Source organism: Streptomyces sp. NPDC111606, from assembly GCF_055656945.1.
Genome location: NZ_JBVKBY010000014.1, coordinates 40,363 through 52,844, shown reverse-complemented (window position 1 = coordinate 52,844; position 12,482 = coordinate 40,363). Strand labels below are relative to the sequence as shown.

The 12,482-nt window shown below is 70.6% G+C and carries 12 protein-coding genes and 1 pseudogene; 8 read left to right on the top strand and 5 right to left on the bottom strand.

What is annotated here, in order from left to right; genetic code table 11:
- Positions 1–96 precede the first annotated feature (96 nt).
- The 3 genes from ACZ7M7_RS38125 to ACZ7M7_RS38115 are packed head-to-tail and all read left to right on the top strand — an operon-like array spanning position 97 to position 2,950.
- A complete protein-coding gene (locus tag ACZ7M7_RS38125; RefSeq protein ID WP_472125147.1) occupies positions 97–1,236 on the top strand; it encodes a 5-(carboxyamino)imidazole ribonucleotide synthase in 1,140 nt (379 codons plus the stop codon).
- Complete coding sequence (gene purE, locus ACZ7M7_RS38120; RefSeq protein ID WP_383613382.1) at positions 1,233–1,760, top strand: 5-(carboxyamino)imidazole ribonucleotide mutase; 528 nt, start codon at positions 1,233–1,235, stop codon at positions 1,758–1,760. The genes ACZ7M7_RS38125 and purE overlap by 4 nt, the downstream gene beginning before the upstream one ends.
- A gap of 5 nt (positions 1,761–1,765) precedes the next feature.
- On the top strand, positions 1,766–2,950 hold the full coding sequence (locus ACZ7M7_RS38115; RefSeq protein WP_383613379.1) for a dipeptidase: 1,185 nt from the start codon (positions 1,766–1,768) through the stop codon (positions 2,948–2,950).
- Here the strand turns inward: ACZ7M7_RS38115 and ACZ7M7_RS38110 are convergent.
- Positions 2,899–4,093: pseudogene (locus ACZ7M7_RS38110) on the bottom strand (oxidoreductase). The gene ACZ7M7_RS38115 and the pseudogene ACZ7M7_RS38110 overlap by 52 nt on opposite strands.
- A gap of 71 nt (positions 4,094–4,164) precedes the next feature.
- Here ACZ7M7_RS38110 and ACZ7M7_RS38105 point away from each other — a divergent pair.
- Together ACZ7M7_RS38105 and ACZ7M7_RS38100 are read left to right on the top strand one after the other, a co-directional pair.
- Positions 4,165–4,560: a MerR family transcriptional regulator gene (locus ACZ7M7_RS38105; RefSeq protein ID WP_472125483.1), complete on the top strand. Its 396-nt coding sequence runs from the start codon at positions 4,165–4,167 to the stop codon at positions 4,558–4,560.
- Between the two features lie 142 nt (positions 4,561–4,702).
- Positions 4,703–5,830, top strand: coding sequence for a dipeptidase (locus tag ACZ7M7_RS38100; RefSeq protein WP_383613373.1), 1,128 nt, complete (start codon positions 4,703–4,705; stop codon positions 5,828–5,830).
- A 45-nt stretch (positions 5,831–5,875) separates the two neighbouring features.
- Here the strand turns inward: ACZ7M7_RS38100 and ACZ7M7_RS38095 are convergent, their stop codons facing one another.
- Together ACZ7M7_RS38095 and ACZ7M7_RS38090 are read right to left on the bottom strand one after the other, a co-directional pair.
- Positions 5,876–6,262, bottom strand: coding sequence for a VOC family protein (locus ACZ7M7_RS38095; RefSeq protein ID WP_383626440.1), 387 nt, complete (start codon positions 6,260–6,262; stop codon positions 5,876–5,878).
- Between the two features lie 34 nt (positions 6,263–6,296).
- On the bottom strand, positions 6,297–6,656 hold the full coding sequence (locus tag ACZ7M7_RS38090) for a VOC family protein (protein ID WP_383613367.1): 360 nt from the start codon (positions 6,654–6,656) through the stop codon (positions 6,297–6,299).
- Between the two features lie 116 nt (positions 6,657–6,772).
- On the opposite strand from ACZ7M7_RS38090, the gene ACZ7M7_RS38085 reads away from it, so the two are divergent.
- On the top strand, positions 6,773–7,273 hold the full coding sequence (locus tag ACZ7M7_RS38085) for a CGNR zinc finger domain-containing protein (RefSeq protein WP_383626435.1): 501 nt from the start codon (positions 6,773–6,775) through the stop codon (positions 7,271–7,273).
- Positions 7,274–7,829: 556 nt separating this feature from the next.
- On the opposite strand, the gene ACZ7M7_RS38080 is transcribed toward ACZ7M7_RS38085, so the two are convergent.
- A complete protein-coding gene (locus ACZ7M7_RS38080) occupies positions 7,830–9,173 on the bottom strand; it encodes a UDP-glucose dehydrogenase family protein (RefSeq protein ID WP_472125141.1) in 1,344 nt (447 codons plus the stop codon).
- A 189-nt stretch (positions 9,174–9,362) separates the two neighbouring features.
- Between ACZ7M7_RS38080 and ACZ7M7_RS38075 the strand changes: the two genes are divergently transcribed.
- Both ACZ7M7_RS38075 and ACZ7M7_RS38070 read left to right on the top strand, forming a co-directional pair.
- Positions 9,363–10,520: an acyl-CoA dehydrogenase family protein gene (locus tag ACZ7M7_RS38075; RefSeq protein WP_383613359.1), complete on the top strand. Its 1,158-nt coding sequence runs from the start codon at positions 9,363–9,365 to the stop codon at positions 10,518–10,520.
- 218 nt (positions 10,521–10,738) lie between these two features.
- The gene (locus tag ACZ7M7_RS38070; protein WP_328427218.1) at positions 10,739–11,101 is read left to right on the top strand and encodes a four-helix bundle copper-binding protein; all 363 of its coding nucleotides are present in this window, start codon (positions 10,739–10,741) and stop codon (positions 11,099–11,101) included.
- Between the two features lie 65 nt (positions 11,102–11,166).
- Here the strand turns inward: ACZ7M7_RS38070 and ACZ7M7_RS38065 are convergent, their stop codons facing one another.
- Complete coding sequence (locus ACZ7M7_RS38065) at positions 11,167–12,438, bottom strand: LCP family protein (protein WP_451181022.1); 1,272 nt, start codon at positions 12,436–12,438, stop codon at positions 11,167–11,169.
- Positions 12,439–12,482: the final 44 nt, after the last annotated feature.

The following is a 12,482-nucleotide window of genomic DNA, read 5'->3' as shown; positions in this document are numbered from 1 at the left end:
GGGAAGAGACCCGGAAAACTCGGGTAAGAAGACCGGCGAGGGCCGATGGCGAGGGACGGAAACCGGCCGTCGCGCAGTGGCCGATACCCTAGGGGCGTGACGTTCCCGGTAGTCGGCATGGTCGGCGGGGGTCAGCTTGCTCGTATGACACACGAGGCGGGCATCCCGTTGGGCATCAGGTTCAAGCTCCTCAGTGACACCCCTCAGGATTCCGCGGCGCAGGTCGTCAGTGATGTCGTCATCGGCGACTATCGCGACCTCGACACGCTGCGCGACTTCGCGAGGGGCTGCGATGTGATCACTTTCGATCACGAACATGTACCCACCGAGCACCTCAGGGCTCTGGAGGCGGACGGCATCCCCGTCCGCCCGGGCCCCGACGCGCTGCAGCACGCCCAGGACAAGGGCGTGATGCGGGCGAAGCTCGACGCGATCGGTGTGCCGTGCCCACGGCACCGCATCGTGACCGATCCACAGGACGTGGTCGCCTTCGCGGCCGAGGGCGACGGCTTCCCGGTCGTCCTCAAGACCGTCCGCGGCGGCTACGACGGCAAGGGTGTCTGGGTCGTCGACTCGCCCGAGGAGGCCGCGGACCCCTTCCGCGCCGGCGTCCCCGTCCTCGCCGAGGAGAAGGTCGACTACGTCCGCGAGCTCGCGGCGAACGTCGTCCGCTCCCCGCACGGCCAGGCGGTCGCGTACCCCGTGGTGGAGTCCCAGCAGGTGGGCGGCGTCTGCGACACGGTCATCGCGCCCGCCCCCGACCTCGACGAGGTCCTCGCGCTCAAGGCCGAGGAACTCGCCCTGACGATCGCCAAGGAACTGGACGTCGTCGGCCACCTCGCCGTGGAGCTGTTCCAGACCCGCGACGGCCGCATCCTCGTCAACGAGCTGGCGATGCGCCCGCACAACTCGGGCCACTGGACCCAGGACGGCGCCATCACGTCCCAGTTCGCCAACCACGTCCGGGCCGTCCTGGACCTCCCCCTCGGCGACCCGCGCCCGCGCGCCAGGTGGACGGTCATGGTCAACGTCCTCGGCGGCGACTACCCCGACATGTACTCCGCGTACCTGCACTGCATGGCCCGCGACCCCCAGCTCAAGATCCACATGTACGGCAAGGACGTGAAGCCCGGCCGCAAGGTCGGTCACGTCAACACCTACGGCGACGACCTCGACGACGTGCTGGAGCGCGCCCGTCACGCTGCCGGCTACCTGAGAGGGACCATCACCGAATGAGCCCCGTTGTAGGCATCGTCATGGGGTCGGACTCCGACTGGCCCGTCATGGAGGCCGCCGCGCAGGCCCTCGACGAGTTCGAGATCGAGTACGAGGTCGATGTCGTCTCCGCGCACCGGATGCCGCGCGAGATGGTCACCTACGGCGAGCAGGCGGCCGAGCGCGGTCTGAAGGCGATCATCGCCGGGGCCGGCGGCGCCGCCCACCTCCCCGGCATGCTCGCCTCGGTCACGCCGCTGCCCGTCATCGGCGTCCCGGTCCCGCTGAAGTACCTGGACGGCATGGACTCCCTGCTCTCCATCGTGCAGATGCCGGCCGGCGTGCCCGTGGCCACGGTCTCCGTCGCCGGCGCGCGCAACGCCGGTCTGCTCGCCGCCCGCATCCTCGCCACCCACGACGAGGACCTGCTCCAGCGGATGCGGGAGTTCCAGCAGGAGCTGAACGACCAGGCCACCGAGAAGGGCAAGCGCCTGCGCGCCAAGGTAGAGGGCGCGAGCGGCTTCGGCTTCGGCTCGGGGAAGTGACGCCGATGACCTCCCTGGAGGCAGCCCGGGAACTCCTGCGGGAGTTCCCGGTCGTGGACGGCCACAACGACCTGCCGTGGGCCCTGCGCGAACAGGTCCGCTACGACCTCGACGCCCGCGACATCGCCGCCCACCAGGGCGCCCACCTGCACACCGACATCCCCCGGCTGCGCGAGGGCGGCGTGGGCGCGCAGTACTGGTCGGTGTACGTGCGCTCCGACTACGCAGGTGACAGGGCGGTCAGCGCCACCCTCGAACAGATCGACTGCGTACGGCAGTTGCTGGCCCGCCACCCGGCCGACCTGCGCCCCGCGCTGACGGCGGCGGACATGGAGGCGGCCCGCGCCGAGGGCCGTATCGCCTCCCTGATGGGCGCCGAGGGCGGCCACTCCATCGCCAACTCCCTCGCCACGCTGCGGGCGTTGTACGCGCTCGGCGTGCGCTACATGACCCTCACCCACAACGACAACATCGCGTGGGCCGACTCGGCGACGGACGAGCCCGGGGTGGGCGGTCTGTCGGCCTTCGGCCGCGAGGTCGTGCGGGAGATGAACCGCGAGGGCATGCTCGTCGACCTCTCGCACGTCGCGGCGACGACGATGCGCGACGCGCTCGACACCTCCACGGCCCCGGTGATCTTCTCCCACTCCTCCTCCCGCGCGGTCTGCGACCACCCGCGCAACATCCCCGACGACGTCCTGGAGCGCCTGCCCGGCAACGGCGGCGTCGCGATGGTGACGTTCGTGCCGAAGTTCGTGCTCCAGGCGGCGGTCGACTGGACGGCCGAGGCCGACGCGAACATGCGCGCGCACGGCTTCCACCACCTCGACACGACCGCCGAGGCGATGAAGGTGCACCGCGCCTTCGAGGAGAGCAACCCGCGCCCGATCGCCACGGTGTCCACGGTCGCCGACCACCTGGACCACATGCGCGAGGTCACCGGCATCGACCACCTCGGCATCGGCGGCGACTACGACGGCACCGCCTTCACCCCGGACGGTCTGAACGACGTCTCCGGCTACCCGAACCTGATCGCCGAACTGCTGGACCGTGGCTGGTCGAAGCCCGACCTGGCCAAGCTGACCTGGCAGAACGCGGTACGGGTGCTGGGCGCGGCGGAGGACGTGGCCCGTGACCTTCAGGCCACGCGCGGCCCGTCCAACGCGACCCTCGAGGCCCTGGACGGCTGATCGTCGAGGGCGGGGTAGTCGGTGTAGCCGGTCGCCCCGCCCGTGTACATCAGATACCTGTCCCGCACCGGGTTGAGCGGCGCCCCGAGCGCGAGCCGGCGCACCAGGTCGGGGTTGGCCAGGAACGGGCGGCCGAGGGCGATCAGATCGGCACCGGCGTCGAGGAGCCGGGCCGACGCGTCGCCGATCGCCTCGGCGGACAGCTCCGGGAGCACCGGGTTGGCGATCAGGGTCCCCGGCCAGGCGGCGCGGATCCGGCCGAACAGCGGGTCCGCCGGGTCGGCGTACACGAGGTGCAGATACGCCAATCCGAGCCCGCCGAGCGCCTCGACGAGCGCCGGGTGGAGCGCGTCGCTGTCGGTCTCGTCGATGCCGTTGACGGTGTTGCGGGGAGAGACCCGTACGCCCACCCGCTCCGGCCCGATCGCGGCGGCCGCCGCCTCGACCACCTCCCGCACGAACCGGATCCGCCCGGCCACCGAGCCGCCGTACTCGTCCGTGCGGCGGTTGGTGTTGCCGGCCAGGAACTGGTGCAGCAGATGGCCGTTGGCGGAGTGCACCTCGACGCCCTCGAAACCGGCGGCCACGGCGTTGCGGGCGGCCCTCGCGAAGTCGGCGACGGTGGCGCGGATGTCGTCGGCGGTCATCTCCCGCGGGACGACGGCGGGGCGGTGCCCGTCCGGTGTGAAGATCGTCTCCGGGAGCGCCACGGGCGAGGGCGAGACGGGGGTCAGTCCGCTCGTGGCCGGGTGCCCGACCCGGCCACCGTGCTGGAGCTGGAGAAACATCGGCCCACCGCCCGCGGCCCGCACGGCGTCCGTGACCCGTCGCCAGCCGGCCACGTGCGACGAGGTGTGGATCGCGGTGATGTTCGGATACGTCTGCCCGACCGCGTTCGGCGTCGAGGCCTCGGCGATGATCAGCCCGGCCGTCGCGCGCTGTGCGATGGGGGTCCCCCCGGGCTCGAGCGAAGTCGAGAGTTTGGGGGAAGGTGGCCATCAGCGGCGTCGGAGTGCCGTCCGCCGCCGCGCGGTTCCTGGTCAGCGGGGCCATGACCAGGTGGTTCGGCAGGTGCAGGGGGCCCAGGCGGGCCGGGGCGAGGAGGGGACGTACGGCTGCCGTCTTGTCCGTCGTGCGCGTCATGGCCGTACCGTAGAAGTTGACATCAGTGTCAGATTCAAGCCCGGACGGGCCACGGAACCGGGGGGCGCGGCATAGGGATCGGTGAGTTGGCCCGGCGCACCGGCGTGAGTGAGCGGTCGCTGCGCTACTACGAGGCCCAGGGGCTGCTGCGCGCCGAGCGCACCCCCGGCGGGCACCGTGACTTTCCCGAGGCGGCCGTCGACCGGGTCGTCCGGATCCAGGAGCTGTTCGCCGCCGGGCTGCACAGCAGCAGGATCGCGCAGCTGCTGCCCTGCATGCGGGACACCGACGGCGGCCCCTCCGTGATCGCCACGCCCCGTCTGGTCGAGGACCTCACCGCCGAGCGCGACCGCATCGACGGCATGATCGCCGACCTGGTCCTCCCCCACTCTCGGCTTCGCTCGAGCGGGGGGACCCCCATCCGCGACACCCTGGACGAGGTGATCGAGGCGGCGCGGGAGAGCTGACGCGCGCTACCCCCGCACAGCCCGTTCCATGCCGGTCGGCTCGCGGTACCCCCGAACGGCTCGTCCACCAGGAAGCCCGTCCGGGTCCGTGCGACGGTGACCGTACTGCGGATCATCACGCCGATCACGTACGGAGACCGCCATGGCAGACCTCAAGTACGACGCGGACACCAGCCCCGAGGTCGGCGAACTCGATGACCTGCCCGCCCCGCTGCCCGAGGAGCCGACCGAATCCGTCACCGGCCCGGGCGAAGGCACCGACGCGGACCTCCTCGACCGTGCCCACGCCCTCCTCGCCGCCCACCCCGTCGCCGACGGCTACAGCGGGCTGCCGTGGGCGCTGCGCCGCCTGCCCTGGTTCGACCTGGAGCTGGGCGAGAGCGCCGTCGACACCGACGTACCGCGGATGCGCGAGGGACATGTCGGTGCGCTGTTCTGGGCGCTGCACCTGCCCGACGGGCTGACCGGCGACCGGGCCGTCGGCGCCACGCTGGACCAGCTGGACCTGGTGAAGACCGTCGTACGGGCCCACCCGGAGGGCCTGCGCCTGGCCGACAACCCGGGCCCGATCACCGACGTCCGCCACTGCGGCCGCATCGCCGTCCTGCCGGGCCCGGCCGGGGCCGCCGCCCTCGGTGACTCGCTCGGGATCCTGCGTTCCCTGCACGGGCTGGGGCTGCGCGCGCTCACGCTGTCCGGCGTGGCCTGGGCGAGCGAGGCGGGGCTGACCCGGTTCGGTGAGGAGGTGCTGCGCGAGATGAACCGCCTCGGTGTGCTGGCCGACCTCTCCGGCGCCTCCCCGGACACCGTGCGCCGGGCGTGCGCGGTGTCCAAGGCGCCGGTTCTGTGTGCCCGCTCCGCCGCCCGCGCCCTGCGCCCCCATCCGGCCAACCTCCCCGACGACCTGCTCGCCGAGCTGGGCGCCGGGGGCGGCCTGTGCATGGTGCCGCTCACCGCCGAGCAGACCGGGCCGTCCGTCCGGGACGTCGCCGACCATCTCGACCACGTCCGTAAGGTCGCCGGCGCGGAGTCCGTCGGCCTGTCCGGCACCTACGACGCCGGCACCGCCCACCCGCAGGACCTCACCGACGCCTCTTGCTTCCCGCACCTCGTCGCCGAGCTGCTGCGCAGGGGCTGGTCCGAGTCCGACATCGCGCTGCTGACCTGGGGCAATGTCCAGCGCGTCCTGCGCGAGGCCGACTTCACCGCCCGGGAGGCACAGCGGCGCCGGGCGCCGTCGACGATGAAGATCTCCGAGCTGGACGGATAGCGGGGGAGACGGGGAGGGCCGGCGGGCTCAGGCCTCCTCGATCCGTCAGGGCTCCTCGATCCGGCAGAGGCAGAACGGATGCCCCGCCGGATCGGCGTACACCCGGAAGTCCTCCTTGTCCTCCGCGTGCAGCAACCGGGCGCCCAGCTCCAGCACCTTCTCCTGGGCCGCCTCGACCTCCTCCCAGGTGGACCCCGCGTCGAAGTCCAGGTGGAACTGCTGGGAGTTGCGGTCGGCCCGCGGCCACTCCGGCGGGGTGTACCCGGGCGCCGGCTGAAAGGCGAGCCGGGGTCCGTCGGGGAGCCGCAGCACGACCCACTCGGGGTCCTCGTCCTCGACCGTGCCGCCGCCGACGCCGGCGTAGAAGCGGGCGAGGGCGCGCGGGTCGGGGCAGTCGATGACGACGGAACGCAGACGGGTCACGCGGGCCATGGCTTCCTCCCGAGGGTCACAGGGTGCTCGGCACTCAGCAGGCGCACAGACAGAAGGGGTGCCCCGCCGGATCCGCGTAAACCCGGAAGGTCCGCGAGCGGTCCTCGGTGTCCAGCGGCTTCGCACCCAGGGCCAGCACCTCCTTCTCGGCGGCGTCCAGGTCCTCGACGGTCAGGTCCAGATGGAACTGCTGCGAGTGCTCGGGCGACGGCCACTGCGGCGGTACGTAACCGGGGGCGGCCTGGAACGCCAGCGTCGGGCCGCCGGGCACCTTCACGTCCACCCAGTCCTCCTGGTCCTCGATGCTGCCGCCGAGCAGCCGCGCATAGAAGTCGGCGAGGGCGCGGGGGTCGGGACAGTCCAGGACGACGGCGCCCAGTTCTGCGATGGCCATGGTTTCCTCCTCGAAGCGGTGGTTACCTGTGTCTGGCATCAACAGGTAACATCGTTACCGCATAGTCCCGTATTGGCGGTAACGTCGCAAGGGGATTCGGGAGGTAGCGTGCTGCCATGAGTGAGAGATCGCCTGCGCCCGGGGGTTTGGGGCTGGTTGAGTCCCTGGTCAACACCCTGGACCTCGAGTCGGGCGCGGACTCGCTGGACACCGCCGAGGGCCGGGCGCGCTTCGGGCTGGCCGAGGAGGACATACCCGGCGCGCGGGAGTTGCGGGAGTCCCTGCGCGTGGCCCTCCTTGCCCACGCGGGACATCCGCCGCACCGCTCGGCGACTCCGCTCGGTGAACTGCTGGCGGCGGGTCCGCTGGTCGTCACGGTCGATGCGGCCGACGGCTCCGCCGATCTGCTCGCCGCGGACGGGGGCTCGCTGCTGTCCCGGGTGGCGGTGGCGATCGCCCAGGCCCTCGGTGACGGGACCTGGGCCCGGCTGAAGGCGTGCGAGGCGGTCGACTGCCACTGGGCGTACTACGACCGCAGTCCGGCGGGGCGAGGCCGGTGGTGCTCGATGCAGGTGTGCGGTGCGCGGGCGAAGATGCGGAGGTATCGGGCGAAGTAAGCCCTTTCTCGGTGGGGTTGAGCGACCGCTCGGCGCCGGGTGGTCCGTGTGGGGCAGAATGCGACAAGACGCCGTTTCGGCCGACTGAGCCTCGGCCGAAACGGCGTCGTGCGTCTCGGTGGCGGGTCATTGCGGCGCCGGGGTGAGGCGGTGCGGCGAGGTGGATCAGGGGCGTCCGGCCCGTGGATCACGAGCTTCCGGCCGTGTGGCTCAGGACCTTCCGGCCACGTGGCTCAGGGCGCTCCGGGCTGTGGCTGATGGTGCTTCGGCCCTATGGCTCAGGGCGTGGCTGATGGTGCTCCGGCCCTGTGGCTGACGGTGCTCTGCCTCCGTGGCTGATGGTGCTCTGCCTCCGTGGCTGATGGTGCTTCGGCCTCGTGGCTCAGGGCATTCCAGCCCCGTGGCCGACGGCTCTCCGGCTCTGTGCGGCGGAGAGGTCCGGTCGCCTCGCCTCGCGTCGCGTGGCCTGGGCCGGCTCCACGACGTGGCCCGAGGCTGCACAACCCGCCTCGCCTCGCGTCGCGTGGCCCGGGCGGCCGGCCGTGTGGCCCGTGGGCTAGGCCGTCGGTCGGCCCATCGCCCGGTAGTTCCAGCCGGCCTTGCGCCACACCTCCGGGTCGAGCGCATTGCGTCCGTCCAGGATGACCCGCGCCGCCGCGGCCTCGCCGAGCGCCGCCGGGTCCAGCTCGCGGAACTCCCGCCACTCGGTCAGATGCAGTACGACGTCGGCGCCGCGCACCGCGTCCATCGCGGTGTCGGCGTAACCGAGGGTCGGGAAGAGGCGGCGGGCGTTGTCCATGCCCTTGGGGTCGTACACCGTGACCTGGCCGCCCTGGAGGTGGATCTGACCGGCGACGTTCAGCGCGGGTGAGTCCCGGACGTCGTCCGAGTCGGGCTTGAAGGTGGCGCCGAGCACGGCGACGCGCTTGCCCAGGAAGGGGCCGCCGCCCAGCGCCTGCCGGGCGAGCTCCACCATCTGCCCGCGCTGACGCATGTTGATCGAGTCGATCTCGCGCAGGAAGGTCAGCGCCTGGTCGGCGCCCAGCTCACCGGCGCGGGCCATGAAGGCACGGATGTCCTTGGGCAGGCAGCCGCCGCCGAACCCGATACCGGCCCGCAGGAACTTCTTGCCGATCCGGTCGTCGTGGCCGATGGCCTCCGCGAGCTTGGCCACATCGCCGCCGGCGGCCTCGCACACCTCCGCCATGGCGTTGATGAAGGAGATCTTGGTGGCGAGGAAGGAGTTGGCGGAGGTCTTCACCAGCTCGGCGGTGGGAAAGTCGGTGACGACGAAGGGGGAGCCGGCCGCGATCGGCGTCGCGTACACCTCGCGCAGCAGCTTCTCGGCCCGCTCGCTGCGCACGCCGACCACGATCCGGTCCGGGTGCAGCGTGTCCTGGACGGCGAAGCCCTCACGCAGGAACTCGGGGTTCCAGGCGAGTTCGACCTCGCCGCCGCCCGGCGCGAGCTCCAGAATGCGGGCCGCGAGCCGGTCCGCGCTGCCGACCGGCACGGTCGACTTGCCGACGACGAGGCTGGGCCCGCGCAGGTGCTTGGCGAGCGACTCGACGGCCGCGTCCACGTAGCTCATGTCACAGGCGTACTCGCCGTGCTTCTGCGGGGTGTTCACACAGACGAAGTGCACATCGCCGAACTCGGCGACCTCCGCCCAGTCCATCGTGAAGCGCAGCCGCCCGGTGGAGCCCTCGATACCGGCGACGTGCTTGCGCAGCAGCTCCTCCAGGCCCGGCTCGAACATCGGGACCCGGCCCTCGCCGAGCATCTCGATCTTCTCGGGCACCACGTCGAGTCCCAGCACCTCGAAGCCGAGCTCGGCCATGGCCGCGGCGTGCGTCGCGCCGAGGTAACCGGTGCCGATCACCGTGATCTTGAGGGCCATGCGGACTCCAGGGAGAAGGACGGGGACATGCGGCCCCGAGCATAGTCGGAGGGTCTGACGGGCAACTTCCCAGCTGTCGCCAAGCTCACGTATCACTCCCGTGGGCCGCCCCCTAAAATTTGAGTTACTTAACGGTAATTAGCGCCAGCTTCGCACTGACCACATAGCGTCCTTGGAGCGTGAGAGACCTTGGCCGGATCGGCTGACTTCGACCTGTACCGCCCGTCCGAGGAGCACGACATGCTCCGTGACGCCATCCGCTCGCTGGCCGAGGCGAAGATCGCGCCGTACGCCGCCGCCGTGGACGAGGAGGCCCGCTTCCCGCGGGAGGCGCTGGACGCGCTGGTGGCCAACGACCTGCACGCCGTCCACGTGCCCGAGGAATACGGCGGCGCGGGCGCGGACGCGCTTGCCACGGTGATCGTCATCGAGGAGGTGTCCCGCGTCTGCGCGAGCTCCTCCCTCATCCCGGCGGTGAACAAGCTGGGCTCGCTCCCGGTGATCCTCTCCGGCTCCGAGGACCTGAAGAAGCGGTACATGACCCCGCTCGCCAAGGGCGAGGGCATGTTCTCGTACTGCCTTTCCGAGCCCGACGCCGGCTCCGACGCGGCAGGCATGAAGACGAAGGCCGTCCGCGACGGCGACGACTATGTGCTGAACGGCGTGAAGCGCTGGATCACCAATGCCGGCGAGTCCGAGTACTACACGGTGATGGCGGTCACCGACCCGACGAAGCGCTCCAAGGGCATCAGCGCCTTCGTCGTCGAGAAGTCCGACGAGGGCGTCTCCTTCGGCGCCCCCGAGAAGAAACTCGGCATCAAGGGCTCCCCGACCCGCGAGGTCTACCTGGACAACGTTCGCATACCGGCGGACCGCATGATCGGCGAGGAGGGCACCGGCTTCGCCACCGCGATGAAGACGCTGGACCACACCCGCATCACCATCGCCGCGCAGGCCCTCGGCATCGGCCAGGGCGCCCTGGACTACGCCAAGGGCTATGTCCAGGAGCGCAAGCAGTTCGGCAAGCCGATCGCCGACTTCCAGGGCATCCAGTTCATGCTCGCCGACATGGCCATGAAGATCTCGGCCGCCCGCGCCCTGACCTACCAGGCCGCCGCCGCCTCCGAGCGCGGCGACGCCGACCTGACCTACCTGGGCGCCGCCGCCAAGTGCTTCGCCTCGGACGTGGCGATGGAGGTCACCACGGACGCGGTCCAGCTCCTCGGCGGTTACGGCTACACCCGTGACTACCCGGTCGAGCGCATGATGCGCGACGCCAAGATCACGCAGATCTACGAGGGCACGAACCAGGTCCAGCGCATCGTCATGGCGCGCAACCTGCCGTAACGCCACGGGATTTGATGGTGAAGGGTGTCCGGATCTCCGGGCACCCTTCACTCATTTGGACCTGTTTCACCGCCTTGCGAGGAACACGGGCGACCGTGCCCTGTGCGGCATCTGGTCGGAATTGTTCACGTCCGCCCGATGGCGCGGCGCGGCGGGCGGGCGTAGGACGGAAGGGCACGGGGCCCGCCCCAGGGCTCCCGCACCCCCCAGGAGGAGCCATGACCCAGCCCCAGACGATGCCCGCGATGAGCAAGGAGATGCAGGACTGCGTCGACGCGTGCCTGAACTGCCACAGCATCTGCGAGGAGACCATGAGCTCCTGCATGCAGATGGGCGGCCAGGCTCAGATGCAGATCATGCGGGCGCTGATGGACTGCGCCGAGACGACCCGTATGTGCGCGGACATGATGATGCGCCGCTCGCCCATGTCGGCGGAGATGTGCGCGATGTGCGCCAAGGCCTGCGAGATGTGTGCGGAGGCGTGTATGTCCATGCCGGACGATCCTCAGATGATGCGCTGCGCAGAGGCGTGTCGCCGCTGTGCCACGACCTGCCGCGCGATGGCGGGCGCCACGATGTGACAACCGCCTGACAGCAGTCGAGGGCACCCCGGCCGGGGTGCCCTCGACTGCTGTCAGGCGGTGCCTCAGTTGCCCGAGACGGTGACCTTCTCGTCGTTCTTCAGCTGCTCCACCAGCGTCTTCACCTTCGCGGTGTCCCACTGGAGGTTGCCGTTCGCGGAGTTGCCCGAGATCGGCATGTTCATGGACTTGCCGTCACCGCCGCTGACGCCCTTCATCGCCCAGAACATGGACGCCAGGTCGTACAGGCCCATGTCCTTGTCGACGATCAGGGTGTCCAGGCCGGCGCCCATCGTCGGGTACAGCTTGAAGGGGTTCAGGACGGTGCTCGGGGTGGCGACCTGGTTGGCCAGGGCCGAGAGGAACTTCTGCTGGTTCTTCGTACGGTCCAGGTCGGATCCGGCCAGCGCGTAACGGGTGCGGACGAAGGCGAGCGCGTCCTGGCCGTTCAGGGTCTGCTTGCCCTTCTTGAAGTCCGCGCCGGACTTGGAGTCCTTGATGTCCTGCGGGATGTCGATCTCGACACCGCCGACGGCGTCCACGATGTTGGCGAAGCCCGCGAAGCCGATCTCGACGTAGTGGTCGATGTGCAGACCGGTGTTGGACTCGACGGTACGGACCAGCAGTTCGGGTCCGTCCTCGGCGTACGCCGCGTTCAGCTTCACCTGACGGCCGGTGCTCTGGTAGAGCTTCCCGGAGTCCGAGCCCTTGTACGACGGGATCGTGACGTTCGAGTCGCGGGGGAGCGAGATCAGGGTGTCGCCGTTGCTGCCGACGTGCAGGATCATCATCGAGTCCGTGCGCTTGCCGTCGGCGGACCCGGTGTGCAGGTTCTTCTTCTGGTCGTCGGACAGTCCTTCACGGCTGTCGGAGCCGACGATGAGGTAGTTCGTTCCCTCGCCCGCCTCCGGCCGGTCGATGACCATGGACAGGTCGACCTCGCGGTTGAGCTTGGAGTCGGCCCAGAAATAGGTCGCGACGGACGTCACCACCAGCACCGTCACCAGTGTGATGGTTGTCACCTTGATACGGCGCCGCCAGTTCGGCGCGGGCCGCGGCTCGCGCATCCCCCCGCCGTCGCGGCCGCCCCCGCCACCGCCGTACACCTGGCCGGTGTTGTAACCGCTGTCGTACCCGTCGTCGCCGTAGCCGCCGTGGCCCTGGCCGTTCACGTACGACTGCTGCTGCGGGACCCCGCCGTAGCCCTGGCCGGGGGGCGCCGCCTGGCCACGGCGGACCTGCCGCATCACGCGCGCGCTCTCCGGCTGTGCGCTCGCGCTGCCGCGTCCGTAGCGGTTGCCGCGGTTGTCGTCGGGTGCCTGGGGCCAGTCATTCATGCGCCCCAGTGTGCAGGGCATGGCCAGGTCACTTACAAGGTTCG